We start from the raw sequence: 26,700 nt of genomic DNA, 5'->3' as shown, positions 1-26,700 counted from the left end.
ACGAAGGCACCTTAGGTGCCTTTTTTATTGTGTTAGATCCTTGAGTAGCGAGTGATAGTCGGTAATCGCGGGGAAATCTTGAAAGACTTTGACTGGCTTTTTACTGTCTGGGTTAGCAATCCCCAACTGATGACCTACGCCGGCAAGTTTAGCAGCCTTGAGTATGGGTTCGCTATCGTCGATAAAGAGGCAGCGACTTGGCTCAAGTTGAAACTTTTCAAATATGGTGAGCCAAAATTGTGGGTGTTCCTTAGGGTAACCTGTCTCGTGGCTGGAAATCATGGCATCGAGCCCTGTTGCTAGTTCGGTATGTTCAAGCTTTAGGGCGAGACTCTTAGGGTGGGCATTGGTCACCAAAATCCGCTGTTTACCCGCAGCGGCTAAGGCCGCCAAAAACGGCATACTGTCTTGGCGCAGCTGAATGCGATCCACCAAAGTGCGATGCAAACCCATAATGTCGAGTTGTAGCTGCTCCTGCCAATAATCGAGACAGTACCAATCGAGTGTGCCGACGACTTTTTCATAGGCATTTACGACTAACTGCTGCGCTTCGTCCTCGCTCAGACCCCGTTGCCTGCTTAATTCCTGCGGCACTAAACTCAGCCAAAAATGGTTGTCGAAGTGCAAATCCAATAGAGTGCCGTCCATGTCGAGCAGAACTGTATCGATAGTCTTCCAGTTAAACATTGGGTATTTCCTATTCTTTGCATGCTGAACAACGCCTGCGATTGACGCGTGAGCAGGGTGATTTTCAACGGCTGTCATTATGATTATTCACGCAACTTGTATGCTCATATCTTTGTGCTAGTCTTGGATGACTAATTATTTTTAGTCTGAAAATTAAGCGGTTGGATATGGATATCTGTTCTTTTGCCCTATTAGCTCAAGTTCCAAACTCCCTAAGTTTACAGCAAGAGCTTAATGCTTTGCTGCGACAAAATTGGCTACCCCACGTAAATCAGCGTGATTATCGGCAAGGGGAGCTGGGCGGTTGGGATGTGCTCGCTTTGCGCTGCGCCGCTGAGTATCAAGCCGCGCATCCTATCTTGCAAGCCTTCTCCATAGCTACACAGGAGTACTGGCAAGATCTGCCTTGCCTCGAATCTAGCTCTGCGCTACTCAGTGTGATCAAATCTTTAGCCTGTCCGGTGAAATCCGTGCGCTTGATGCGCTTACATGCGGGGGCAGAGATAAAGCCCCATAGAGATCAAGGACTCTGCCTAGAACAAGGCGAGGCAAGATTACATTTGCCACTGCAAACGAATGAGCAACTCAACTTTTACGTGGACGATAAACGTGTACCCATGCAGGCCGGAGAGCTTTGGTATATCAATGCCGACCAAGTCCATTGGGTTGAAAATAAAGGGCAGGATGCGCGGATCAATTTAGTGATTGATTGCGAGGTCAATACTTGGTTAAGGGAGTTAATCGATGCTGCAAAGATCAGAGCTTGAATTAGGGCATAGTTTGGATGTAGCTGTATTAACTCAGTTTGCTAATTCGCTACTGCTGTCGACCTCAGCAGGGGAGTCTAAACGGCTCATTGATCCCATGCTGAAGCAGTTGTGCCAAATAGCGGCAGTGGAGTTACACCCCGAGTCTTTTTTGGATACTGAGGCGAGCCATACGCCTTTTGGTAAGGCGGTGTCACTCACTACCGCAGCGCAGTGTGCCGAAGATCCCGAGCGGGGCCGAGTCTTTATACAAGGGATTTATCAAGCAATACAAGATCGTCTAAAGGCTCATCCCGGGCAGACTGTGAACATCTTATATGCGGGGACAGGGCCTTTTGCTTGGTTATTATTACCTCTGCTGCCGTTATTTTCTGCGAGTCAAATTCAAGTGACCTTGCTCGACATTCATCAAGCCTCGTTAGATAAAGTCACTAAGCTTATTGAACACTTTGATTTGGCTGATCGTGTGGTGGAGAGTGTCTGTGCGGATGCCACGCTTTGGCAGCCAAATACAGTCGTAAAGTTTGATGTGATTCTTTCCGAAACCATGAAGCACTTGTTGCAACAGGAGCCGCAAGTGCAAATTTTTACCCATTTACAGGCGTATCTTGCAGATGATGGTGTGCTCATCCCGCAAAATATTGAGTTAGAAGCTTGGCTTGAGTGTCGTACTGTGCAGGATTTTGTGGAGACGCATTATTTAGGGCCGTTATTCGCGCTCAACCTACAAACAGCACGCTTGCTTGCCAGTGGAGACCGCAGTTTCTTGGCTGGTACATTACTATTGCCCGATTTCAGCCCGAGTGCGGTAACGCTTAAGTTCACGACTTCCATTCAAGTCTATGGTAATTCCATGCTGAGCGAATACCAATCTCAACTCACGTTACCTCGATATCGACGTGAACATTGGCTTAAGCCACTCTCATGCCTTGCTTTTCGATATGAGCAGGGTACTCATCCCGATTTTGTATTTGATGTTATAGAGCAAAAACCAGTGCTGGTGTCGAGTGACGATCTGAGCTGCTTAGGCATTTATCATTTGCAGCGGCTTTGGCAAAAGATACAGCTACGCAAACGGGGAGTGCCATTCACTGAACTGGCTAATGAATGGCACTTAGATAAAACCTTGCTGGATCTTTGTGGAATAGGGCTAGAGCCGGGTCTGAGAGCTTTATATCAAAACGATCATCAGTCAGCTTTTGTCGCTTACATTCAGCAAATCGCCAAGCTAACAGCCGCGGATATTGCAGGGATTAATCAGCAATTAGGCGCTATTTCCAATGGATTAACGCCATCGGTCACAGTACCAGAAGTCGAAGACTTCAATTCAGCAGAGGTTGAAGACTCAAATCCGGCGGCAGTACTCAGTGAGTCACAACTCAATTTTTGGCAAAGTGAAGGCTACTTAGTGATCCCGCAAGTACTCACGGCAGAGCAATGCGTCGCAACTCGAGATTTTATTTGGCAGCAGTTAGGAGCCAATGAACAAGATCCCACCACTTGGTATCAACCTCATGAGTTTATGCAGAAAATAATGCTGCAACTGTTTCGCCATCCGCAACTAGATGCGAATCGACAAGTCCCCAAAATCCGTCAAGTGTTTGAACAATTGTGGCAGCGAACTGATTTAGTAATGACAACCGATAGAGTCAGCTTTAATCCACCTGAAACGCCAACTTGGCATTTCCCCGGTCCTGATATGCACTGGGATATGCCGCTACAGCTACCCGTTAAGTTTGCGACTCAAGGGTTAATTTATTTAACCGATACCAGTGCCGAACAAGGCGCATTCTGTTGTGTCCCCGGATTTCATCTCAAGATAGAGGAGTGGCTTCTCGAACAGAGCAAGCCTGATATTGAGCTTCAGCAACAGGATTGGCATCGCTGGCAAGTAAAACCTATAGCGGCTAAAGCGGGCGATTTAATCATTTGGCACCATGCCTTGCCCCACGGCGCCAGTCCTAATCGTGGGACGTTACCGCGTATGGTGCAATACATTAACTTTTACCCTATGGCTTCCTAATGGTTGATTTTAAAGAACAACAGCAACGCTATTGGCAATTGTTACATCAACCTGAGTCATTGTTTTTACTGCATCAAGCGAATGATGTAGAGCATTTTATCGCGCTGATGACGGATTTTCTTGCTTGGCCAGAGCTTAATTTGGAACACATGCTCGCATTTATTGCTTTGCAGCAAGATAGCTTTATTCCAGATTTAGATCGCTTCAGTCAAGCCTGGTTCCCTTGTCGTTATCACTCACAACATAAAACGGTGAGTTGGGTTCCGGCATTTCATAGGCTATCTAAACCCTTCTTAGAGGACGATATCAGTGATGCTCGTCGTTGTTTGCTCGCCAGTTTTATCCAACCTAAAACTTTGCTCGAACCCCTATTATCCCAACGCGAAAGTTTGCCTATCGTAAATCCAAGTTTGATGATTTTTCACTGGTCCCGTTGTGGTTCGACACTAGTGTCGAGCAGCTTTGCCCTGCTCGAAACTTGCCGAGTGCTCTCCGAACCTATGCTATGCAGCGATGTTATGCATGATGACCATTGGCCTTTGGAACTAAAACCTCAGCTCGTCGATTTATGCTTAAGACTACAGGGGCGATTGAGGCTGGGCGAGCGTGAGTTAGTGATCAAGTGGAATGCATGGGATCTGGCCTGCTGGCCCATGTTACTCGAACTTTACCCTAAGAGCCGAGTGTTATGCTTGATACGCAATCCTAAGGATATTATGTTTTCTCATCAACGAGTTGCAGGGAGACATATGGCTGGAGGGCAAAGTTTACTTCCAACTGAACTGCATACTCAACAGATGGAAAATACTGAGCCTAGCTTAGATGAATTTCGTACCACCGTCTTACAGCATTTTGCGCAATTATCTGCCGCTTTATACCAATCTTCTCGAGCTATTCTACTTGATTATCATCAATTAAAAGATTTTAAACCCACAACATTCTCTACCATCTTAGGATGGCCATTATCTGAAGGTGAGATTGAGCGCTGGCAACACCATTGGCGTTTTGATGCAAAACAGCAGGGGCAACTATTTACGCCTGTTGTATCAAATGAACCAGTCCCTCTTCGTGAATTGCAAAGCCCATCGTGGCAGCAATTATTTATGACCTATAACCAACTGTTGCAGCGTTTATATTGGGATAAAAAGCATGATATTTGATGAGTTCAATTCACGAATAGGTTTAAGTGCTAAAGCCGCTAATGCAAACGACAACCTATTTATGGCGCAGCTTTTTTATTCTACAAAACCTTTCTTTTATGGACTGGGTTTACCCCGTGAAGTGGTTGACACTATGTTGGCGCAACAATATCAACTGCAGCAAGCCTCTTATCGGGAACAATATCCAAATGCCAACACTTATATCTTGTTCTATCAACAGCAAACCATCGGGAAAGTGATGCTTGATATCAGTGAGTATAGAATCCATCTTGTTGATTTAATTATGATACCTAGCATGAGAGGACAAGGTTTTGGCTCGGCAACGCTAGCAAACATTAAGCAAGAGGCGATTAAACGCCATTTACCTGTCGGTTTATCAGTGGAGGCGGAAAATACGCGAGCGAAGAAGCTTTACCTACAGCATGGATTCAAGTTTGAAAGTTGTTCTGAGACCCACGAGTTGATGCGATGGGATGGACTGACGTGAAAGCATTTACCTTGATTTTTTTGGGGCCCGATTGTGTTTATCAATTTTTAATGTATGTTTAATTGTAATTATTTTGTTTTATTCTTGTTTTTACAATCTAAGTGGTCCTCTTATTGATGTGGATGATGTTGCAATCAGCTAAAGGAACTCGCTGTCGATTAAATGTCGTGAGTAATTAAATCGTTAACTAGACAAAATCGTTATTTTAAGGAGAAAAACAATGTCAGATCCATTTATTGGTGAAATCACTATGTTTGCAGGTAATTTTGCTCCCCGTGGCTGGGCTTTTTGTAATGGGCAATTACTTTCTATCTCGCAACATACCGCACTTTTTTCAATTCTAGGCACTATTTATGGTGGCGATGGCCAAACGACTTTTGCATTGCCGAACCTGCAAAGCCGCAGTCCAGTGGGTATAAGCACACGTCCCACAGGCTCTGGATTAAGCGATATACAACTTGGTGAGGCGTTAGGCACAGAACAGGTAACGCTATACCAAACGCAACTTCCCAGTTTTTATGTCTCACTGACTGGTACCGCAGCTATCGCTATACCAGCAAATACCAGTGACGGTACATCTAAAACTCCAACAAGTAACAGTGTATTGTCCACCGCTGTCGATGCCGCTGTAGGCGCTGAAGTTGACCTTTATGCACCGCTGAATTCAGGTAGTTCCACTACCTTAGCGCCATTTAATGCAAATATAATAGCGCAGGGCACATACACTGGCACAAATCAACCTGTGCCGACACGCAGCCCTTACCTTGGAATGAACTTTATCATTGCACTAACGGGTGTTTATCCATCACGTAATTAAAGTTGATATAGAGCGGTTTTAAACATCGTGGCTTTAACACTATGTTTTATTTTTTTGACGGCGGGTAAAGGATACCCGCCAGCGAAAATCTATATTGTTTATTAAGGAAATACTATGTCACGGTCTGATCACAGCTTTTGTTCCCGGATGAAAAATTTTGCTGCTATCGCATTTAATATAAGTGGCTTGATTTGCTATTTATTGCTTAGCATTTTGTCGCTGGCAACAATGTCGTTCTCTATTCAGGCTGCAGAACCAAGCCTGCCGACAAACAAAACAACATGGGTTTTTGTTGACCCGGCAGTTAAAGATTATCAGCAACTGATCGGCGACCTGCCTGCAGATGCTGAACTAAGAATCCTGCAAGCAGACCGCGACGGTGTTAGCCAGATTGCCGAAGAGCTTTACGATCAGCGCCATATCGCACAAATTCATTTAATTTCTCATGGCCGCGATGGTGAAATTCAGGCGGGAAATACCTGGTTGTCGGCTGACAATATTGATAATGCCCGCAATCACTTAGCTTTTATAGGTGAAGCCTTAGCCACCAATGGCAGTATTTACATTTATGGCTGTCAGGTTGCAGCCGGGGTAAAAGGTAAAGCATTATTAAATAATATTGCCAGTATAACCAATGCCAGTGTTGCCGCCTCTGATGATTGGACCGGCGATACAAAACAAGGCGGGAACTGGCAACTGGAAACTGTTATTGGTTCTGTACAGGTCAGTACGATACCTCTCAATAAGTCCTATCCGCACTTGTTAAACACCATTAACGCAGGCGACATGGTTGTTCTGGGCTGGAACGCTACCAATGACACCGTCACTTTTGCTACATTGGTCAGTTTACCTGCTGGCACCGTGATCAAGATTACTGATTGGGGTTGGAATGCCACCGGTGATACGTTTACCGGAAGTACAACGGGTGATGGATTGATTACCTGGACAACCAGCAGCAGTATTAATGCGGGGGCAATATTTAATTTGTTTCTCGGTGGAACGGGTGATGCTCAGACCACAACCCTAACCAACGTCACAACATCCACCGACCTTACAACCGATATCGCTATCACTGGCTACTCAGTTTCTGACCCGATGAACTTAGCAGGCGATGGCATCTTTATCTATCAGGATTCTGACAATAATCCCTATTTCATCTTCGGCATAAATAACAGCTCAGGTACAAATATTGATGCAAATAACTGGAACACGTCAGCCAGTTTTACGTTGCTCCGGGATTCAACATTGCCAGGTGGTACTGGTAGTCAAAATGCGCTAACAAATGGCACCAACGCCATTGGGCTGCCGGGCGGTGCCAGCCAGCAAGATAACGTGCAATACACGGGCCCAACGACATCTGCTGACAAAGCTACCTGGCTTAACCGGGTTGCCAATGTGAGTAACTGGAGTGGCGACAACACAGGAGCTACGACGACAAGTGTGGGAACTGCTGGCGGTAGCTTTATAGCTTTACCCCCTCCGCCGCCAACCGTCACCGATGGCAATATCAGCATTTCCGGCGCCACGGGCACCGGTGGCGCTTATAAAATCGGCGATACTGTCAGTGCAACCTGGAACAATACCGCAGGTGGTGATAATAACGCTGGCATTATCGGTGTTACGGTCGATTTTTCCCAGTTTGGCGGCGGTGCTGCCGTAACTGCAACCAATAACGCAAGCATCTGGACCGCCTCTTATAACATTGCAGCAGGTGCCATTGATGCTACCAATCGTAATGTCAGCATCACCGCCAGCAATGCGAATGGTTCGGCTACTACTGCAGATACCAGCAATGCTACTGTCGATAACGTGGCACCTACCGTTACCGACGGACGCATCAGCATTTCCGGTGCAACAGGAACCAGCGGTGCCTATAAAATTGGCGATACTGTCACCGCGACCTGGAACAACACTGCAGGGGGCGACAACAATAGCGATACCATCAGCTCCGTCACCGTTAATTTCACACAATTTGGCGGCGGCGCTGCAGTGGTGGCAACGAATAGCAGTGGGACCTGGACTGCGACCTACCCGATTGTGGCTGGTGCGATTGATACGACCAACCTGAATGTATCGGTGACGGCAGCGGATAACGCGGGTAATACCACCGCAACCTCAGATACGACAAACGCCACGGTTGATAATATTGCGCCATCAGTAAGCAGTATTGTGGTCAGCGGTTCACCCGGTTCGGGTGATACCAGCATGGCGTTTACCGCCAACTTCAGTGAATCGGTAGCGAATGTATCGACAGATGACTTTACCCTGGTGGGTACTGGTTCGGCAGCAGGCAGCATTGCCAGTGTGTCGGCAGCTTCCGGTTCGGCGATTAATGTGAATATCGCCAGCATCTCTGGCACTGGTGATTTGAAAGTAAACCTGAATGCTTCAACCAACGTTGCGGATGATGCTGGTAATACTGTTGCGGCATTCTCCAGTGGTTCAACTCATTCAGTGTCAATTCTTACCGCACCGGATGCTCCAACCATAGGTACAGCCACCGCAGGTGATGGCCAGGTGGATGTAACTTTCACCGCTCCTGGCAGTAACGGTGGTTCGGCGATCACCACGTATACCGCTACCGCTAGCCCTGGCGGCTTATTTGGTTCTTGTGCTGGGCCTGCTGCCTGCATCGCTACAGTAAGTGGGCTGACTAACGGTACTGCCTATACTTTTGTTGTTACCGCAACCAATGGTGTGGGTCCCAGCGTTGCTTCTTCAGCGTCGAATGCCGTCACACCTAAAGCAAATCAGACTATTACCTTTAACAACCCGGGTGCGCAAAACTTTGGTACAGCACCAATACTAACAGCAACTTCATCTGCAGGCATCGGATACGCTGTATCGTTTACCAGCGCAACTACCGGGGTTTGTACTATTACCACCGGCGGCGCCCTAACCTTTGTAACAGCGGGCATCTGCACGATTGACGCCGACCAGGCGGGTGATGCCGCAACCAATGCGGCGACAACTGTTACCCAATCTTTTGCCGTTAATGCCATCGTTCCGGGCGCACCGACTATCGGCGCTGCAACCGCAGGCGATAGCGAGGCGAGTATCAGCTTTGTCGCGCCCGCCAGCGCAGGGGGCGCCAATATTACCGGTTATACCGTAACGTCCTCGCCAGACGGCTTTACCGGCACCGGGGCGGGATCTCCGATTACGGTAACTGGGTTAACTAATGGTGTTAGCTATACCTTTACCGTTACGGCCACCAACTCAGCAGGCCCTGGCGCGGCATCTGCGGCTTCAAACTCCATTACACCAGCGGCGCCACAGACCATAACCTTTAATAATCCGGGCGCGCAGAATTTTGGTACTTCGCCGACGTTGACGGCTACGTCATCAGCTGGCGCTGGCTATGCGGTAACGTTCACGTCATCGACTACCGCTGTTTGTACCATCACCAGCGGTGGTGCACTAACATTCGTTACTGCCGGCACCTGTACCATTAATGCCGATCAGGCCGGAGATTCCTCCTTCCTGCCTGCATCGCAAGTGAGCCGCTCTTTCAGCGTGAACCCAGTTGCTCCCAGTGTGCCGACGTCGGTAGTGGCTACGGCAGGCGATACCCTAGCCAGCATTGCGTTTGTGGCTCCGGTAAATATTGGTGGCTCTGTGATTACAGGTTATACAGTGACAACAAACCCAGCACATGTGGCGCCGGTAAATGGTACAGCTTCTCCAATTGTGATAACGGGTTTAACTAATGGTCAGGGCTACACTTTTACAGTAACAGCAAATAACATAGTTGGATCAGGTGCGGCATCGGTTGCATCTAACTCGATTACTCCGGCAGCAACCCAGACCATTACTTTTGCAGCTCCTAGTGCACAAAACTTTGGTACTACGCCAACACTGACGGCGACAGCTGATTCAGGCTTAACACCTGTCTTTACTTCATCCACTACGGGCGTTTGTACTATTACCTCCGGTGGTGTGCTGACCTTTGTGACGGCAGGTAGCTGTACTATTAATGCAGATCAAGCAGGTGATAGTAGCTATTTACCTGCTACACAGGTGAGCAGAACATTTGCGGTTAATCCTGTACAGCCTAGCGCGCCCACTGCTGTTACTGCGGTCGCGGGTGATAGTTCAGCGTCTGTTTCGTTTACAGCTCCAATTTCTACCGGCGGCTCTGCAATTACGAGCTATGCCTTGATAGCGAGTCCAGGGGGCGCAACTGTGAATGGTACTGCTTCGCCTATCACGTTTTCAGGCTTGACGAATGGCACCGCATACACCTTTACCGTTACCGCAACTAATGCTGCAGGAACAAGTGCTGTTTCTGCGGCATCAAACAGTGTGACACCTCAGCCATCCAATTCTGCCCCTACTATTACGGGCTCACCCACATTAACCATTAACCAAGATGCTTCGTATCTGTTTACGCCTACAGCGGCTGATTCTCCGGGAGATACACTAAGCTTTAGCATCCTAAATAAACCAGTGTGGGCGACTTTTAACCCAGCAATAGGAGCTCTGTCAGGTACACCGTCCAATCAAGATGTTGGTGTAACTAACGGGATTGTTATTAGTGTTTCTGATGGCACTTTGTCAGCGAGTTTACCGGCATTTAATTTAACTGTAGTGAACGTCAACGACGCGCCGATCATCAGTTCAACAGCCATCACAGCCGCCACTCAAGATACCGCGTACAGCTACACATTCATGGCCGAGGATACCGATGACGGCGATGTACTGACATTAAGCGCGGTGACTAAACCGAGTTGGTTGAACTTCAATGCTGCCACTGGACTGTTAAGTGGCACGCCAGGCAATGCGGATGTGGGCGCACACCCCGTGACACTGCGAGTGACGGACACGGATGGCTTAACGGCAGAGCAAAGCTTCAGCATCACAGTGACCAATACCAATAATGCGCCTGTAGCGACAAGCTCAACTGTGACCTTGGTAGAAGACGGTTCTGTAACGATAACCCTAACGGCCGTAGATGCTGATAACGACCCGCTCACCTATGAAGTGGTGAGTCAGCCAGAATCCGGCACCTTAGAGCAACATGGCACTGTTTGGCTGTATACCCCTGAGAAGGATTTCAATGGAACAGACATGTTTAGCTTTATTGCTAAGGATGCCGAGCTGAGTTCCGAGCCTGCAACTGTAACTATTAATGTCACGCCAGTGAATGATGATCCGCAGGCGGTTGATGACGACTACACCTTAACAAGTACCGCCAATGATATTTATGCGCTTGCGGTGCTCGCGAACGATGTTGATGTCGATGGTGATACCTTAACGATTGATGGTGCGGCTGCGGATATCGGCAGTGTGCAAATCACCAGTGAGGGCTTGAGCTTTACTGCGCCTGAAGCCTATGTCGGGCCTGTGGCGCTTCGCTATACCATCAGTGATGGTAACAAGGGGCGTGCAAGTGCCAAAGTGAATGTATTGATTGAAGGCACTGAGTCGGACAATCAGCCAGTGATCACTTTGCCTGACGATGTCGATGTGAATGCAACGGGGCTATTTACTCGCGTTAAGCTTGGCTTCGCAAAAGCGGTCGATCGTAACGGTCATCCATTGCCCGTTTCTCTGGTGAATAAGAGTCTGTTCTTCGCACCCGGCAGCTACTTAGCTTACTGGCAAGCTGTAGATCGTGATGGTAATAAGGCGATTAAAGCACAAAAGGTGAAAGTGCATCCTTTGATTTCCTTGAGTAAAGATCAACTTGTCGGTGAGGGCAATGAGGTGGTGGTGAGCGTGCACCTTAATGGCGCCGCACCCGTATATCCACTTTCTGTGCCTTATACCGTTTCAGGCTCTGCAGGTAGCGGTGATCATGATTTGGTTGATGGGGTGGTCGAAGTGACATCGGGCCAACAAGCTGAGATCCGCTTTAGCACCTTTGAAGATGGTGAGGTCGAAGTGGATGAGGATGTGCTGATTAGTCTAGATCCTAGCTTGAACTTGGCCAGTAAGCAGCAAACCCAGGTGTTGATCACCGAAGCGAATATTGCGCCTAAGGTAACGTTGGATGTGACTCAAGCGGGAGTACACCAATTTATTGTGGCGCAAAATGGCGGTGATGTACGCATTGATGCTGATATCACTGACGCCAATATGCAGGATAGCTTAACGTCAACATGGGCAAGTGGTTCGCTGAACTTACAATCCGATGACGCGGGCATGTTCTTCTCTCCAGTATCTGTCCTGCCGGGCATTTACCCTGTGAGTGTGACGGTTACTGATAATGGTTTGCCAGCGCAGTCAACCACAGAGCAAGTCTACATTGTTGTACGTTCAAGCCTACCTATATTGACAGGCGCAGACACAGACGGTGATTTGATCCCAGATGTTCAAGAAGGCTTTACTGATTCAGATGATGACGGTATTCCTGATTACTTGGATGCGATTAACGACTGTAACATTATGCCCGAAGGTGAATTACAGCCTGTGTACTTCTTGGCTGAAGGGCAGGCTGGCGTGTGCTTACGCTTAGGTAATATTGCACTGATGCAAGAGCAAAGTGGTATTCAACTATTACCTGATCTTGTCCCAGAAGACAGCATAGCGGCCAATGTCGGCGGTATTTTTGACTTCATCGCGACGGGATTGCCACAACAAGGGCAGAGTTACAGTCTAGTGATACCACAACGTTCGCCAATTCCAGCCAATGCGGTATATCGTAAGTATCAAGCCCAAAATGGTTGGAAGGATTTTGTCCTGAATGAGCGCAACAGTGTCGCCAGTAGTGAAGGTGAGCGTGGTTTCTGTCCTCCACCCGGAGACAGTCGTTGGACTTCTGGATTAACTGAAGGCCATTGGTGTGTGCAGTTAACCCTAGAGGATGGCGGTCCAAACGATGACGATGGCGTCGCTAACCGTACTATCGTCGATCCAAGTGGCGTGTCAGTAATACTCAATGGCAACCATTTACCGGTGGCGAACCCAGATACGGCCTCTTTACCTTGGAATCAGAGCCTCGATGTTGATGTGCTCGCCAATGATACCGATAGCGATGGTGATACGCTGACGGTCACTCAAGTGACCAGCGAGTTCGGCACCGCCGTCATCTTGGCTAATCAGCAGCTAAGTTACACGCCAGCAACCGATTTCATCGGTACGGATGTGCTGGTGTATAGCATTACTGATGGTAAAGGTGGTACTGCAAGTAGTGAGTTGACTGTGATAGTGAGTGGCAATACCGCGCCAACGGCAGTCAACGAGAGCGCCGCAACCGACGACAGAACGAGCTTGCTACTCGATGTGTTGAGTAATGACAGCGATCCAGATGGCAATGCTTTAACCTTAGTCAGCGCAACCGCGCAGCAAGGGACAGTATCCATGGAGACTAACAAGCTGCGTTATATCCCTAAAACAGGATTCGATGGTGTCGATACTGTGAGCTATCGAATTAGTGATGGGCTGGGTGGTGAGGCAATAGGACAAGTGTTGATTACTGTTAAAGCCTATCAAGAAGTGGTGATTGATAACAAGTCGGGAGGAGGTAGTATGGCCTTGTGGGCATTAGGCTTGATCGTTGCGACGGGTTTAATTCGCCGCCGTGAATTACATAACGTGGTCTTGGGTGCTGTGTTGCTCGCCAGCACAGTGACTCAAGCGAATGCCGCTGATAACTGGTATGTCGAGGGCTTTGTCGGCCAAGCTCAGGTTGATAGCGGCAGACGAGAGTTACAGTCTGACGCTGCAGCGGGCGTAGTGACATCGGTTGATGACAAAGATACTGCGTTTGGCTTAAGTGTGGGTTATCAATGGACTCCCATGGTGGCAATCGAATTAGGCTATGCCGACTTTGGTAATGGAAGTGCGCGGATTGAGGGCGCAAGTTTGACTCCGGCGCAATATCATGAGCAGGTCAAAGCTGTGACCCCCGTACTGGCTGATGGCGTGATGTTGGGATTGCGTTTAACCTTACTGCAGCATGATGCTTGGCGGTTTGAAGTACCCATTGGATTATTTCGATGGCAAGCGGATATCAGTAGCACTATGGGCAATAGCCGTTTAACCACAGAACTCGATGGTACTGATTGGTATGCGGGTTTGCGGTTTAGTTATCAAGTGAGTGACGCTTGGTCAGTTGGTTTGGGGTATCAGTATGTGGATATCGAGCCGAATGACTTCCTCAGTTACCAGCTTAATCTACGTTATCAATTTTAAGCGTTAGCATATCAAAAGGGGCATTCGCCCCTTTTTACTCTCTAATAAAAACATCATATTTGAGAATATTTTGAAGGTGTTCACTTAAGGCTGGGCTTGGTTTGTGATGCATGTCGCAAAGGATTTGTGGCTTACCCTTAGGAGCATGTAACAAATTCAGGTTGTAGATTAAAGACAGGATAGTAAGATTGTCACTTATCTTATTTAATTTATCGCTTTTTTATCTAGAGGCAGTTATGTCGCAGCGGCAGAATAAGCCGGAAATATTGCATACCGAAGTTGTCGCGAAAAGCCGATTATTTCAAATTGAGCAAGTGCATCTTAAGTTCTCAAATGGTGTCGAACGCCAATACGAGCGTATGAAAGGCGGCAGCCGTGGTGCTGTGATGATAGTGCCTATTCATCAAGGGCAAATGCTACTGGCGCGGGAATATGCAGCCGGAACAGATAATTACGAGCTCGGGTTTCCTAAAGGTCTTATCGACCCAGGTGAATCGCCAGTCGAAGCGGCTAACCGTGAATTGCAGGAAGAAATTGGCTTTGGGGCGAATAAGCTCACGCTATTGAAAGAACTTAGCCTAGCGCCGGGGTATTTCTCCAGTAAGATGCAAATTTTTCTTGCAGAAGATTTGTATGAGAGTCGCCTTGAAGGTGATGAGCCAGAGCCCATTCATGTGGTGCCTTGGGCGCTCGCCGATTGGGAGGCCCTGCTCGATGATGTCGATTTTTCCGAATCCCGTAGTGTGAGTGCGTTGTTTTTAGCGCAAAAGTATTTATACCTTAAATAATCTTTTTCCTTTTAAGCGTTCAAAGCTGAAACGCTTGCAAAACATTCGCGAACTTTGCGATTGGAGTTGTTATGAAGCCAGAAGAGTTGATCGACGAAGTTATTGCGATTGCGACCGATGCAGGGATAACTATCCGTGACATTTATCTCAAAGGTAATTTTGAGCGAGAAATGAAGTCTGACAATACCCCTGTCACTTCCGCAGATTTAGCGGCGAACCAGATCATTTGTGACCGATTAACTGCTTTAACGCCTGATATTCCTGTGTTATCTGAAGAGGCGGCCGATATTCCTCTGAGCGTGCGTGAATCTTGGAAGCGCTATTGGTTGGTCGATCCACTCGATGGCACGGGTGAGTTTATTGCTGGCAGTGGTGATTTTTCGGTGATTATTGCACTGGTGGAGCACAATCGTCCCGTGATGGGCGTGGTGTATGTGCCTATGACGCAAGTGTGTTATTACGCGATTGCAGGTTTAGGGGCATACAAACGCACGGATAAACAGGAAGTGCGGATCAGCAGCCGCCAAATTGAGCACCGTGAAAAGGTATCCCTAAGATTAGCCGTAAGTCGCCGTCAGGACCCTCAATCTGTGTTGACCCTATTCAACCATCCCAAACACTGCGAGTTAGTTGTTATGGGCGGCGCAGCGTTAAAGAGTTGTCTCGTTGCCGAAGGTCGAGCCGATTGTTATGTACGAGTCGGACCAACGGGTGAGTGGGACACGGGAGCCGCGCAAATTATCGTCGAGGAAGCGGGTGGACAGCTGATGGATACTGAGCTGCAACCGTTAACCTACAATGAGCGTGAGACGTTAGAAAACCCTAACTTCATCGTAGTGGGCGCCCCCAACTTAGACTGGGATAAGATTTTAATAGGTGAATGATTTTCGAATGCAGTCTATACGTCCGGTATTAAAGTCAGAGTTATTCGCGGTTTATCAGCTCGAACAGGCTATTTTTGGCGAGCACAGCTATCCTGATTTCTTCTTTCGTCAGGGATTTGATTGTTGGCCAGAGCAATTTTTAGTTGCCGTGGATGCAGATAATCAGCTACAAGGCTATTTGCTCAGTGCCCAGAGTAGCGATCCTAACTGCATGTGGATATTATCTGTCGCAGTGAGTGAAAATGCTCGCGGGAAGGGATTCGGCAAGCGTTTGATGCAACAATGTTTAGCCGAGCTGCCCGTGTCAGTTGAGCGGGTGTGTTTAACCGTTGATCCGAGTAACCCTGCCCATGGTTTATATCAGCATTTAGGTTTTGTTGATTCGGCTTTTGAGGCCGATTATTTTGGCGCTGGCGCAGATAGAGTGGTGATGACTTATCGCAGGCCTTAAATTCCATGGTCACTTTTAATTAAAAACACCTTTGAATTAAGAATGATTTTTAAACCAAAATAATGGACGGCGTGCTGACTGAGCGCGCCGTTTTTTATGTTATTTTGTGTGGTGTAATCCCACATATATAGTTCAGTTTTACTGAGTGAATCGATTTCGAGCGTCTATCCTTATTTATCATTCTTAATGATATCCTTCACTATTTACCCGCGACTGTACGTAAAACAAACTTATTTTGAACGTTGTTTTTTATTTTGACTGCTGTTAGTCTCTTGCTATCCAACAGGGAGTGAGACCTATGGCCAGGCGAAAAGAACACAGCCATGATGAAATTCGCGCTATGGCAATACAAGCGGCAACTGAGTTATTGACCGAACAAGGTGTTGTAGGGCTGAGCTTACGCAAAGTGGCTAGCCAAATTGGCTATGTCCCTAGCACCTTGATCAATATTTTCGGTAGTTATAACTATTTGCTGCTGGCGGTTTCTGAGGCAACGCTTAGGGCTTTACATGACAGATTAGCGGGTGTTTGCGCTGCCGACAGTTTGCGTAAAATCATTGCAATGGCGTGGGAGTATAGTCAGTTTGCTAATGAGCGGCGGCAAGCTTTCAAGCTGGTTTTTGAATTGCAGTTACTCGATTCTGAGTCGCTGCCGGAATCACAAGGGCAATTGATCGCAGGGTTATTCATACTGATTGAACGTGAGTTAGCGCAGATCTTCCCTGAGGCGACTCCGGAGCAGCATCTCATTATGAGCCGTGTGTTGTGGGGTGGGATTCATGGACTAACTGCTTTATCCCTCGATAATAAGCTCTTTGCTGAATCGTTATCACTGCGGGATTTACTCGAGAGCCATGTGCAGGCTTATCTACAAGGAATGGGTTACCAGAGGGAACTATCATGCTGCTAACTAAACGTTTTTTACCTTATTTTGCGACTCAGTGCTTAGGCGCCTTGAATGACAACATTTATAAAAATGTGTTGCTGCTATTAGTGACTTTCAGTCAAGTCAAAGACTTGCCCATAAGCGTCGATATGTTTGTTAATTTGGCTGCAGGGGTGTTTATCCTGCCGTTTTTCCTGTTTTCGGCCCACGCGGGTGTGGTTGCCGATAATATGGATAAGGCCAAACTTATCCGTCGATTAAAACTACTCGAAGTCATTATTATGTCCTGCGCCGCTATCGCGATAGTGAGCGAGAACTACATGATGATGTTATTGCTGCTATTTTTAACCGGTAGTCAGTCGGCTTACTTCGGTCCAGTAAAATATTCCCTGCTGCCCCAAGCCTTGAAAGACGATGAGTTAGTGACAGGTAATGCTTGGGTTGAGATGGGCACTTTTCTCTCTATTCTGGTGGGCACTTTGAGTGCGGGGATTTTAGTTTCTGAAGTCAACGGTACGCTTTGGGCTGCCATTACCGTTGCCGTATTGGCCTTAGCAGGCTACCTATCGAGTCGAGCTATTCCTGCTTTACCACCGCAGGGCGTTATCGAAAAAATACGTTTCAGACCGTTATCAGGCACTTGGCGTAGCATCAAAAAAGCCCGTCAAACACCTTCAATCTGGATGGCTATCCTCGCTATCAGTTGGTTTTGGTTTTTAGGTGCGACCTATCTGACCCAATTCCCTAACTTTGCCAAGCTGCACCTGCATTCTGGTGCGACTGTGGTGTCGTTATTGTTGGGCATGTTTTCCATCGGAATCGCTGTTGGCTCCTTCGTCTGTGAACGTTTTTCCTACGGCCATGTGGAACTCGGTTTGCTGCCATTCGGGGTATTGGGATTAACTATCTTTGGTGTCGATTTGCTTTGGGCGATTCCACCTGTGCCAGTGGATGCTGGTTTTGTCTATGGATTAAAAGCCTTTATTGCCGAGTCGCAACATTATCGGGTGATGCTAGATTTCTTTATGATCGGCGTTAGCGGCGGCTTGTTCATCGTTCCCTTATACGCCTTTATTCAGTCCCGTTCGGCCAAGGGCGAATGTGCTCAGGCGATTGCTGCCAATAACATTATGAACTCTCTGTTTATGGTGGCTTCGGCGCTGCTATCTATCTTGCTGCTTGGCGTTGCGGGTTGGACGATTCCGCAGTTATTCCTACTGCTTGCCGTGATGAACTTTGTCGTCGCTCTCTATGTTTATTCACAAGTGCCAGAATTTACTCAGCGATTTATCAGTTACTTATTGAGTCATGTTATGTACCGCGTGACTGTAACTGGCCGAGAGAGAATTCCAAAGGAAGGGGCCGGCATCATAGTCTGCAACCATGTGAGCTATGTGGATGCCTTGATTATTATGGGAGCATCGACTCGGCCTATTCGTTTTGTAATGGATAAGTCCATCAGTGAAATTCCTTTGCTGAAATATTTATTCCGTCACGCTGGAGTGATCCCTATCTGTTCCCCTAGACAGAGTGAAACCACTTATAACCAAGCGTTTGAGACTATCCACGAAGCGCTGATAAATGGCGAATTGGTGTGTATTTTCCCTGAGGGGCGACTCACCCCTGACGGTGAATTAGGTGAATTCCGTCCCGGTATCGATAAGATCTTAGCCAGAGATCCTGTGCCTGTTATTCCCATGGCATTACACGGATTATGGGGGTCTTACTTTAGCCACAAGGGCGGACATGCCTTAGCTAAAATGCCCAAGCGTTTTTGGTCAAGGGTGTCGGTGGATTTAACGGATGCCGTCGATGGCAAGCTTGTGAATAAGGATTCTTTGCGAGTCCAAGTGGCGAGCCTGCTGGGTAAGTCTTAAATCCGTTATGGCAGTATGAAATAAAATGATAACCGCGAAGCTAATGTTCGCGGTTATCTTATTTCAGGGTGGCGATTTATCGTGTCTGATAGCTATCCAGCCACTCATGCATGGCTTGGTGCGAACCTTTAAAGAGCACCCGTTCGGACTTTTTATCTAATTGGTATAGGTACATAGGGTCGTAATACTTATGTAATAACAGGTTTATCCAAACTAAGTGCAGCGAAGTGTCATTCTGGTTGATTTGCTGATCGAGTGCTTGTTGCATCAAATCTTGCAGTTCTTGATGTTGTTTCCCGCCTAAACGTTTACGAATACTCACTAAACTTTGCAATAGATAGTCGCTAAATGCCGCAAAACCCGCTTCTGGCCCTAGGCGCTCACAGAAGCCACTATACATTTTATGCACATATTCATTGCGTAAGCGTTCGAGCCTCGCATCGTCTGACTCTTCTAGCACTAAGACATTGGCGGCTTGCATGGCATTGTAAAATGTCTGCGGCAGCGCCGAACGCCCAATCAGGAAGCTTTCATCTTCGAGCAGTAAACAGGCAGCGTCACTCGTTTGGTGCTGTAGCAAGGCAATGGCGAGTTGATTTTCAAAGTTAATCTGCGTTGGCTGTGGGTCGATATTCTTACCAAAGCTAGAGCCTCTGTGATTGGCTATCCCTTCAAGATCAACTGCTTCTTTACGCTGCAGTAGAAAATCAGTTTTACCGCAGCCCGTCATCCCGCTCAAACTTAATAACGGTTGCTGAGCTGGTGCCGCTTCAATCACGCCAATAAGATATTGGCGCATGGCCTTATAGCCACCTTGAATATAGGGGACTTCGATCCCCGCTTCTTTAAGCCATTTTTGCGTGAGTTGCGAGCGTAAGCCGCCACGAAAACAATAAAGGTAGGCGTTGGGGTTGGCTTTTACATAGCTAGCCCAAGCCTCGATTCTCTGTTGCTTGATGGGGCCATTAACCAGTGAATGACCCAATGCAATCGCGGCTTGCTGACCTGATTGCTTATAACAAGTGCCGACTTTTTCCCTTTCACTATCCAGCATCAAGGGTAAGTTGGTCGAGTTGGGAAACGCACCTCGAGTAAACTCTATGGGTGCTCGCACATCCATGATGGGATGTTGGTTGAGGAAAATTTCCCGATATTGCTCTGCGGCTACAATAGCGCTTGGCATCAGCACAACACCACATTCGCTGCAGTGGTGGGGGCTTCCAGTGACCCAATGCAAATTGGGGCGATGTGATGCGCATCGAGAAGGGCAATCAATTCCGCTTCGGCTTCGGCCGAGACGGCAACTAACAGGCCACCACTGGTTTGCGGATCGCACAGTATCGCTTTTTGATGCTCGCTGAGCTCGGGGAGATGCTCGCCATAACTGTCGTAATTTCGGTGAGTCCCGCCAGGAACGCAACCTAAGGCTAAGTAATCTAAGGCGCGTGGCAGTAACGGCACCGCATCAAATTTGAGTTTTGCCGTGAGCTTGGCACCTTGGCACATTTCGAGCAGGTGTCCCGCTAGTCCAAATCCTGTGACATCGGTCAGGGCGTTTACGCCGCTAATTTTGGCAATCGTCGTGCCTATAGTATTCAGCTGGCACATGGCATTGACCGCAATGAGATTGTCTTCATCTTTGAGCTTTTTCTGTTTTTGCGCTGTGGTTAAAATGCCAATGCCGATAGGTTTAGTGAGATATAAACGATCGCCCGCTTTAGCAGTATCATTCTGTTTTAAATCAGTTAAGGCAATTTGCCCGGTAACCGCGAGGCCAAAAATCGGTTCGGGTGCATCTATGCTGTGGCCACCGGCTAGCATGATCCCGGCTTCCATACAGGCCTGTCTGCCGCCATCGACTACTTGTTGTGCGACTTCTGCAGGTAGCTTATTGATTGGCCAGCCTAAAATAGCGATCGCCATGATAGGCGTGCCGCCCATGGCATAAATATCACTGATCGCATTGGTCGCAGCGATGCGGCCAAAGGTGAAGGGATCGTCAACAATTGGCATGAAAAAATCGGTAGTGCTGATGATGCCTATGTCGTCATTGAGTTTATACACTGCGGCATCGTCACGGCTTTGATTGCCGACCAGCAGATTAGGATCGGTAAACACGGGTAATTGCGAGGCTAATATAGTGCTGAGCACCTTAGGGGATATCTTGCAGCCACAACCTGCACCATGACTATATTCTGTTAGTTTGATTGATTCTGGGAGTGTAACTGGGGAATCTGACATGATCTCAACAGCCTATTTAAGTGATTAAGGCATCATCATAATCAGATACGGCCACCATGCAAGGTGGCCGTATGACTTTCGGGCAGAATTGTGGTTTAGCTATAAGTTGCGGTTAGGCTGCGCCAATGTTTTTGCTGGACTAAAAAACGCGCCTTTAGCTCTTCAACTTGCTGCAATAGCTGCTGATCGACAAGTTGCTTGCGTTTGGCCTCAAGCAAGGTTTTCTGTGCTTGGTAGTAATCCATTAAGTGCAGTTTGAGTAATTCATACTCAGCTTGGACTTTTTCAATAATTTCATCGGCATTGGGTAAGTGCACGACTTTGTTCTTGGTCCGCAGCAGCTGCATCTGCAAGCGTGCGCTCTCGATACGTTCCTGTGGACTCGTACGCAAGTCCTTGGCTAACCCCAACCAAGATAATGACTTAATCAACCATTTGGTTGGATCGTAGTGCCACCATTTAATGCCATTACGATAGTCATTTTCGAAGATGTGATGGAAATTATGGTAGCCCTCACCGTAGGTCAGCATGGCGAGAAAGCCATTATCGCGGGCGGTGTTCTTATCGGTATAAGGCTGGCTGCCCCACACGTGCGCTAAAGAGTTGATGAAGAAAGTGCAGTGATGCACCACCACTAAACGCAGTAAACCCGCCATCAATAACATAGACAGCACGTCGCCATTTAACCAGCCGAGCAGGGCAGGCAGTCCAATGTTCATCAGCAATACAAGTGCGAGGTAATGTTTGTGTTGCCACATAACGATACGGTCATTTTGCAGATCGCGCACATTTTGATAATCATGATAGCGTTGCGACTGATACTCTCGCAGCATCCAACCTATATGGCTGTACCAGAATCCCATGTTGGCTGAGTACGGATCTTTGTCGTTATCATCGACGTGCTTATGGTGCACTCTGTGATCGGATGCCCAGTGTAATGCACTGTTTTGTAATGCTAAAGCGCCACCGAGTGCATACATAAACCGCACGGCTGAATGGGCTTTATAGGCCTTGTGTGACCATAGTCTGTGATAACCTGCGGTGATCGACAGACCACTGGCAAAGGCTAAGACAATAAAAGCGATCCATTCACTAGCACCATAGCCGTGAACAATACCGCGCCATGGAACTAAGATCACCGCACTGAGGAAAGTGATGGCAAACAGACTGACATTAAGCCAGATGATAGGGGGTTTTTTCATTATAGGTTTCCAAAATTCGCTTTTGAGCGTACATCTGTAAGCTAATTTAGCCTAGCTATATTGTTTGGTCAAGGACGATGGGGCTGTGTTTAATGCCTAAAAGCGGTATTATCGCGTCATTACATTCAGTTAGCGGATTTAAGAATGGGTATTCGAGCACAGCAAAAAGAGAAAACTCGTCGAGCTTTAGTCGATGCGGCCTTTAATCAGCTAAGTGCTGAGCGCAGTTTCTCAAGTCTGAGTTTGCGAGAGGTTGCTCGGGAAGCCAATATTGCGCCGACATCTTTTTATCGCCATTTTAAAGATATGAACGAACTCGGTCTCACTATGGTGGACGAGGGTGGGTTAGCACTCAGGCAGATGATGCGCAAAGGCCGTCAGCGAGCCGAAGCCGGTGGCAGTGTGATCCGTATTTCTGTTGATACTTTTATGGAAGTGCTTGATTCTAATCCAAACGTATTCCGTATCTTATTACATGAACGTTCAGGAACCTCGGCAGCGTTCCGTGCGGCGGTTGCCCGCGAAATTGAACATTTTATTTCTGAATTGGCTCACTATACTGAAGCGAAAGCGGGCCGAACTCCGTTATTAGCTCGGGCACAAGCAGAAGCCTTAGTCACTTTGGTGTTTAACGCCGGCGCTTCCGCATTAGATATGAAACGTGCAGATCGTAAAATCCTTGCCGATCAATTAGTCATGCAACTGCGTATGGTCGCCAAAGGCGCCGAGGCTTTGCAGCATAAGGTTGAACACCGCTAATCTGAATGATATTCAGAATCGCTAAAAATAATGGAGCCTGAGGCTCCATTATTTTTAGCAAGTTTATGTTTGAGTTCTAGCTACGTTTAACTGCTATGCAGCCGAGCTCAATGTATTTGAGGTGACTAACGACGCTCTAGTAGGACACCTGTTTCCATGTGATCGGTATAAGGGAACTGATCAAACAAGGCGAAGCGAGTGACTTTATGGGTTTCGTTTAGTTGCTGCAGATTGTCTTTTAAGGTTTCAGGGTTGCAGGAAATATATAAGATCCGCTCGTAACCTTGTACTAACGCCAACGTATCAGGATCAATCCCTGCGCGGGGTGGGTCGACAAAAATGGTGTTGCACACATAGCTGTCGAGATCGATACCTTCTAAACGTCTAAAGCTGCGTTTCTTCGCCATGGCATCGCTAAAGTCTTCAGCCGACATGCGAATAATCTGCAGGTTCTCAATACCATTCACTTCGATATTGTATTGTGCCGCATCGACTGAAGGCTTAGCGAGTTCGGTGGCCAATACGCGATTAAAGTTTTGCGCCAGTGCGATAGAGAAGTTGCCATTACCACAGTAGAGTTCTAGTAAATCACCCTGACTGTTTTGAGTCGCATCGATAGCCCACTCCAACATTTTTACGGAAACTTTGGCATTCGGTTGAGTAAAGCTGTTCTCGATTTGCTTATATAAGAAGGTTTTATCATTTACTTGTAATGACTCGACCACAAAGTCTTTATCTAAATCGATTTTTTGCTTACGGGCACGGCCGATGATGTTGACGTTAAACTGGCTACTTAACTTGGCTTTTAGTGCAGCCGCATCGGCGCGCCATTGGTCATCAAGCTGTCTGTGATAAAGCAAGGACACTAAAATCTCGCCGCTTAAGGTCGACAAAAAATCCACCTGGAACAGTTTATGTCTTAGACTAGGATTCGGTTTTAGTTCGGCGATTAAGGCCGACATCATTTGATTGATGAGCACGCTGGCTGGCAAGTATTGATCGCATCGCACTTTCTCATTCAATACTTTATCGAACATGTAATAGTATAAGTCGTCACCGTCATGCCACATGCGGAATTCAGCACGCATACGGTAGTTGGCAGGCTCTGAGGCAAAAACTTCAACACTCGGTGTTTCAAATTGGGCAAAGGCTTGTTCTAGCTTGATACGCTTGTGTTCTAACTGCGTATCATAAGTCTGAGGGTCCATTGCTGCTAAGTTCATTGTTTGATTCACCGTTGCTGTAAATTGGGGCGCAAATATTATACTAGGTGACACGAATGTCCAGCATCTTGCTTTTGCTGTTTACGCAAAGCTGTGGGAAAATCCGCGCGCTTGAGTGTGATTCTATGGGTATTCTTTGAATATTTGGTTGGATTCATCCAATCATCAAACATCGAATCACTTATGTCGCAATGCGTTCAATCTGTATAGCCAATTTGATATAACCGAAACGGGAGACTCGCTTGTCGCGACCTATATTAGTGTTTGATTCAGGGATTGGTGGCCTATCCGTATTGGCCGAAATCCGCAAGAGTTTGCCCCATAGCGATTATTGTTATCTTTTCGACAATGCTAGGTTGCCCTATGGCGAGTTAGAAGAGCAGGTATTAATTGCTGGCTGTGTCGCATTAGTATGTGATCTTGTAGCTCGCACCAATGCAATGATAGTGGTCGTCGCCTGCAATACCGCGAGCACTGTTGTGCTACCGGCATTACGTGCAAACCTCAGTATTCCTGTTGTGGGCGTTGTACCCGCTATCAAACCCGCGGCACAGATGTCTAAGAGTAAACGTATTGGACTCTTGGCCACACCAGGCACAGTTAAGCGTCATTATACCCATTCGCTCATCAGTCAATTTGCCGATGATTGCCATGTCGAACTCTTTGGTTGTTCTGAATTAGTCATGATGGCGGAGCAGAAAATAGCGACAGGTGAAATGGACATGCACAGACTGGCAGATTTACTGGCGCCAGTCGTTGCCGCGCAATTGGACGTGCTCGTACTGGGTTGTACTCACTTCCCGATGATCCAAGCTGAATTACAACAAGTGCTCGGTGCGGGCGTAACGCTAATGGATTCTGGCGCTGCGATAGCTAAGCGAGTCGTGACTCTTTTAACGCAACAGAATTTTATTGTGGAGCAGCGCAGAGTAACAAATGAGAGAGAAGCAGTAGGGGAGTCAGCAATGCAGGCGTTCTATACTAAAGCGGAAATCAGTGAAGGCTTAACAACAACATTAATTGATTGTGGCTTTTCAACTATCGAACGAATCACCACAACCAACTAAATTTACAACGTCAAACAAAACAGTTTAAACGGCAATACTACTCGTCAGTACCAGTACGGTCGGCAGCTTCCGAATCTTGTGTTTTTGCTTCTCTTACTTTTAAGGTTCTTTCTTGGAAGCTATAGTCATTCAGTTTAACCATGGCTTTCTGAGCGCCAGACTCTGACATCTCCACAAAACCAAAACCTTTACGACGACCAGTCTTACGATCTCTGACTAAACGCACAGAGTTTACTGGGCCAAACTCACCAAACAATACTTTTACTTCACCTTCATGGACACGATAAGGCAGGTTACCTACATATAAGGTCATAGTAGGACCAACATATTGTTCTTCTGTAGCATGAGATGATGAAGTCTCTGGAACAAGTTTAAAGATAAGGCTAGTCACAATAACGCCTGCAACGAAGGCAATATAAGCCGGCAGCGTAGGTGCAAACTGAAATAGCACAAAGGCGCCAACAATGGCGACAATCAAAACAATAAGAAATGACTTTTGCATAAGAATGCTCTCTGATGAATGGAAAATTGATAAATAACTGTTAACAGCAAGTATATGGTAATGAATTATTTACTTTTACACTAGACCATTGCTGAAATATTGAGCGTGAATTATCAATTATTAGCTAAAAAAGCTGACTTATCTCCGATAAATAAGGTCTACAAGCTAAAAAATGGTCATAACGTTTAAAATATCGACGTACGATTCAATGATCGCTAAAAAGCCCTTGCGGACTTTCTCAATCTCCCTATAATGCGCATCCACTGGCACGGCAGACAGCGTAACGCAAGTTAAGCAAAGAAAGCCAAGCAGTTCATCGGTTAGCGAGCTAAACGATGAGTGTTGAGAAAGTTGAAAAAACTACTTGACGCACTAACGGGAATGCGTAGAATACGCAGCCCTGACCCGCTGAAAACTCAGTGTGTGGTCAACGCTCTTTAACAATTTATCAAGCAAATCTGTGTGGACACTCACAGGTGTTGAGTTAATCGAAACTGCTTAACCTTCGGGTTGGCAGTCAAAAATTTAAATCAACCAATTCTTTCACGAGAGTGATGAGTGTTCATAGCAATATGTACAAAGACTTACTACTTATTTTCGAATAAATAGGAGTCGAACAGAATTCGTTGAGCCGCTGAAGTCGTAAGACCGAAGCAACAAAACTTTAATTGAAGAGTTTGATCATGGCTCAGATTGAACGCTGGCGGCAGGCCTAACACATGCAAGTCGAGCGGCAGCGG

Annotated in this window: 19 protein-coding genes and 1 rRNA gene; 14 read left to right on the top strand and 6 right to left on the bottom strand. The window is 47.1% G+C overall.

Going from position 1 to position 26,700, the window contains the following annotated elements:
- Positions 1–24: 24 nt before the first annotated feature.
- Entirely contained in the window at positions 25–687 is a 663-nt protein-coding gene (gene yrfG / locus NE536_RS04675) for a GMP/IMP nucleotidase (protein ID WP_261271936.1), read from the bottom strand.
- A gap of 167 nt (positions 688–854) precedes the next feature.
- On the opposite strand from yrfG, the gene NE536_RS04670 reads away from it, so the two are divergent.
- The 11 genes from NE536_RS04670 (at position 855) to NE536_RS04620 (ending at position 18,966) form a co-directional block, all read left to right on the top strand.
- On the top strand, positions 855–1,454 hold the full coding sequence (locus NE536_RS04670; protein WP_261271935.1) for an aspartyl/asparaginyl beta-hydroxylase domain-containing protein: 600 nt from the start codon (positions 855–857) through the stop codon (positions 1,452–1,454).
- The gene (locus NE536_RS04665) at positions 1,432–3,477 is read left to right on the top strand and encodes a phytanoyl-CoA dioxygenase family protein (protein WP_261271934.1); all 2,046 of its coding nucleotides are present in this window, start codon (positions 1,432–1,434) and stop codon (positions 3,475–3,477) included. Before NE536_RS04670 ends, NE536_RS04665 begins: the two co-directional genes overlap by 23 nt.
- Complete coding sequence (locus tag NE536_RS04660) at positions 3,477–4,637, top strand: sulfotransferase domain-containing protein (protein WP_261271933.1); 1,161 nt, start codon at positions 3,477–3,479, stop codon at positions 4,635–4,637. The genes NE536_RS04665 and NE536_RS04660 overlap by 1 nt, the downstream gene beginning before the upstream one ends.
- Positions 4,627–5,124 carry a GNAT family N-acetyltransferase gene (locus tag NE536_RS04655; RefSeq protein ID WP_261271932.1) on the top strand — a complete coding sequence of 166 codons (498 nt, stop codon included), beginning with the start codon at positions 4,627–4,629 and terminating at the stop codon, positions 5,122–5,124. The genes NE536_RS04660 and NE536_RS04655 overlap by 11 nt, the downstream gene beginning before the upstream one ends.
- A 220-nt stretch (positions 5,125–5,344) precedes the next feature.
- Complete coding sequence (locus tag NE536_RS04650) at positions 5,345–5,941, top strand: phage tail protein (RefSeq protein ID WP_261271931.1); 597 nt, start codon at positions 5,345–5,347, stop codon at positions 5,939–5,941.
- Positions 5,942–6,055: 114 nt separating this feature from the next.
- Complete coding sequence (locus NE536_RS04645; RefSeq protein ID WP_261271930.1) at positions 6,056–14,080, top strand: Ig-like domain-containing protein; 8,025 nt, start codon at positions 6,056–6,058, stop codon at positions 14,078–14,080.
- A gap of 236 nt (positions 14,081–14,316) precedes the next feature.
- On the top strand, positions 14,317–14,868 hold the full coding sequence (gene nudE / locus NE536_RS04640) for an ADP compounds hydrolase NudE (RefSeq protein ID WP_261271929.1): 552 nt from the start codon (positions 14,317–14,319) through the stop codon (positions 14,866–14,868).
- Positions 14,869–14,939: 71 nt separating this feature from the next.
- Positions 14,940–15,752 carry a 3'(2'),5'-bisphosphate nucleotidase CysQ gene (gene cysQ / locus NE536_RS04635; RefSeq protein WP_261271928.1) on the top strand — a complete coding sequence of 271 codons (813 nt, stop codon included), beginning with the start codon at positions 14,940–14,942 and terminating at the stop codon, positions 15,750–15,752.
- Between the two features lie 7 nt (positions 15,753–15,759).
- Positions 15,760–16,203, top strand: coding sequence for a GNAT family N-acetyltransferase (locus NE536_RS04630; RefSeq protein ID WP_261271927.1), 444 nt, complete (start codon positions 15,760–15,762; stop codon positions 16,201–16,203).
- Between the two features lie 298 nt (positions 16,204–16,501).
- Positions 16,502–17,113 (top strand): TetR/AcrR family transcriptional regulator, encoded by a 612-nt coding sequence (locus tag NE536_RS04625; protein ID WP_261271926.1) that lies wholly within the window; start codon positions 16,502–16,504, stop codon positions 17,111–17,113.
- Entirely contained in the window at positions 17,104–18,966 is a 1,863-nt protein-coding gene (locus NE536_RS04620) for an MFS transporter (RefSeq protein ID WP_261271925.1), read from the top strand. The genes NE536_RS04625 and NE536_RS04620 overlap by 10 nt, the downstream gene beginning before the upstream one ends.
- Positions 18,967–19,042: 76 nt before the next feature.
- Here NE536_RS04620 and mnmH read toward each other — a convergent pair whose 3' ends face one another.
- The 3 genes from mnmH to NE536_RS04605 all read right to left on the bottom strand — a co-directional run bounded on the left by mnmH (position 19,043) and on the right by NE536_RS04605 (position 22,409).
- On the bottom strand, positions 19,043–20,149 hold the full coding sequence (gene mnmH, locus NE536_RS04615) for a tRNA 2-selenouridine(34) synthase MnmH (protein ID WP_261271924.1): 1,107 nt from the start codon (positions 20,147–20,149) through the stop codon (positions 19,043–19,045).
- On the bottom strand, positions 20,149–21,207 hold the full coding sequence (selD, locus tag NE536_RS04610; RefSeq protein ID WP_220777780.1) for a selenide, water dikinase SelD: 1,059 nt from the start codon (positions 21,205–21,207) through the stop codon (positions 20,149–20,151). Before selD ends, mnmH begins: the two co-directional genes overlap by 1 nt.
- Before the next feature lie 95 nt (positions 21,208–21,302).
- The gene (locus NE536_RS04605; RefSeq protein WP_261271923.1) at positions 21,303–22,409 is read right to left on the bottom strand and encodes an acyl-CoA desaturase; all 1,107 of its coding nucleotides are present in this window, start codon (positions 22,407–22,409) and stop codon (positions 21,303–21,305) included.
- A gap of 144 nt (positions 22,410–22,553) precedes the next feature.
- Here NE536_RS04605 and fabR point away from each other — a divergent pair, with 144 nt between their 5' ends.
- Positions 22,554–23,168, top strand: coding sequence for an HTH-type transcriptional repressor FabR (gene fabR, locus NE536_RS04600; RefSeq protein WP_261271922.1), 615 nt, complete (start codon positions 22,554–22,556; stop codon positions 23,166–23,168).
- 125 nt (positions 23,169–23,293) lie between these two features.
- Here fabR and trmA read toward each other — a convergent pair whose 3' ends face one another.
- Complete coding sequence (gene trmA, locus NE536_RS04595; RefSeq protein WP_115335998.1) at positions 23,294–24,391, bottom strand: tRNA (uridine(54)-C5)-methyltransferase TrmA; 1,098 nt, start codon at positions 24,389–24,391, stop codon at positions 23,294–23,296.
- A 242-nt stretch (positions 24,392–24,633) separates the two neighbouring features.
- On the opposite strand from trmA, the gene murI reads away from it, so the two are divergent.
- Positions 24,634–25,458, top strand: a complete 825-nt coding sequence (murI, locus tag NE536_RS04590; protein ID WP_012588812.1) for a glutamate racemase — start codon at positions 24,634–24,636, stop codon at positions 25,456–25,458.
- Positions 25,459–25,495: 37 nt separating this feature from the next.
- Here murI and NE536_RS04585 read toward each other — a convergent pair whose 3' ends face one another.
- Positions 25,496–25,960 carry an RNA-binding protein gene (locus NE536_RS04585; protein ID WP_006083618.1) on the bottom strand — a complete coding sequence of 155 codons (465 nt, stop codon included), beginning with the start codon at positions 25,958–25,960 and terminating at the stop codon, positions 25,496–25,498.
- Between the two features lie 665 nt (positions 25,961–26,625).
- On the opposite strand from NE536_RS04585, the gene NE536_RS04580 reads away from it, so the two are divergent.
- Positions 26,626–26,700, top strand: a 16S ribosomal RNA gene (locus NE536_RS04580); the annotation flags it as partial.

Origin of the sequence: Shewanella septentrionalis (genome assembly GCF_025370265.1) — a bacterium.
Lineage (GTDB): Bacteria > Pseudomonadota > Gammaproteobacteria > Enterobacterales > Shewanellaceae > Shewanella > Shewanella hafniensis.
This window is presented reverse-complemented; position numbering and strand designations above follow the sequence as displayed.

Excerpts from the sequence above, each read along its gene's own strand:
- yrfG (WP_261271936.1), bottom strand. The coding sequence starts at position 687 with ATGTTTAACTGGAAGACTATCGATACAGTTCTGCTCGACATGGACGGC.
- NE536_RS04670 (WP_261271935.1), top strand. The coding sequence starts at position 855 with ATGGATATCTGTTCTTTTGCCCTATTAGCTCAAGTTCCAAACTCCCTA.
- NE536_RS04665 (WP_261271934.1), top strand. The coding sequence starts at position 1,432 with ATGCTGCAAAGATCAGAGCTTGAATTAGGGCATAGTTTGGATGTAGCT.
- NE536_RS04660 (WP_261271933.1), top strand. The coding sequence starts at position 3,477 with ATGGTTGATTTTAAAGAACAACAGCAACGCTATTGGCAATTGTTACAT.
- NE536_RS04655 (WP_261271932.1), top strand. The coding sequence starts at position 4,627 with ATGATATTTGATGAGTTCAATTCACGAATAGGTTTAAGTGCTAAAGCC.
- NE536_RS04650 (WP_261271931.1), top strand. The coding sequence starts at position 5,345 with ATGTCAGATCCATTTATTGGTGAAATCACTATGTTTGCAGGTAATTTT.
- NE536_RS04645 (WP_261271930.1), top strand. The coding sequence starts at position 6,056 with ATGTCACGGTCTGATCACAGCTTTTGTTCCCGGATGAAAAATTTTGCT.
- nudE (WP_261271929.1), top strand. The coding sequence starts at position 14,317 with ATGTCGCAGCGGCAGAATAAGCCGGAAATATTGCATACCGAAGTTGTC.
- cysQ (WP_261271928.1), top strand. The coding sequence starts at position 14,940 with ATGAAGCCAGAAGAGTTGATCGACGAAGTTATTGCGATTGCGACCGAT.
- NE536_RS04630 (WP_261271927.1), top strand. The coding sequence starts at position 15,760 with ATGCAGTCTATACGTCCGGTATTAAAGTCAGAGTTATTCGCGGTTTAT.
- NE536_RS04625 (WP_261271926.1), top strand. The coding sequence starts at position 16,502 with ATGGCCAGGCGAAAAGAACACAGCCATGATGAAATTCGCGCTATGGCA.
- NE536_RS04620 (WP_261271925.1), top strand. The coding sequence starts at position 17,104 with ATGCTGCTAACTAAACGTTTTTTACCTTATTTTGCGACTCAGTGCTTA.
- mnmH (WP_261271924.1), bottom strand. The coding sequence starts at position 20,149 with ATGCCAAGCGCTATTGTAGCCGCAGAGCAATATCGGGAAATTTTCCTC.
- selD (WP_220777780.1), bottom strand. The coding sequence starts at position 21,207 with ATGTCAGATTCCCCAGTTACACTCCCAGAATCAATCAAACTAACAGAA.
- NE536_RS04605 (WP_261271923.1), bottom strand. The coding sequence starts at position 22,409 with ATGAAAAAACCCCCTATCATCTGGCTTAATGTCAGTCTGTTTGCCATC.
- fabR (WP_261271922.1), top strand. The coding sequence starts at position 22,554 with ATGGGTATTCGAGCACAGCAAAAAGAGAAAACTCGTCGAGCTTTAGTC.
- trmA (WP_115335998.1), bottom strand. The coding sequence starts at position 24,391 with ATGAACTTAGCAGCAATGGACCCTCAGACTTATGATACGCAGTTAGAA.
- NE536_RS04585 (WP_006083618.1), bottom strand. The coding sequence starts at position 25,960 with ATGCAAAAGTCATTTCTTATTGTTTTGATTGTCGCCATTGTTGGCGCC.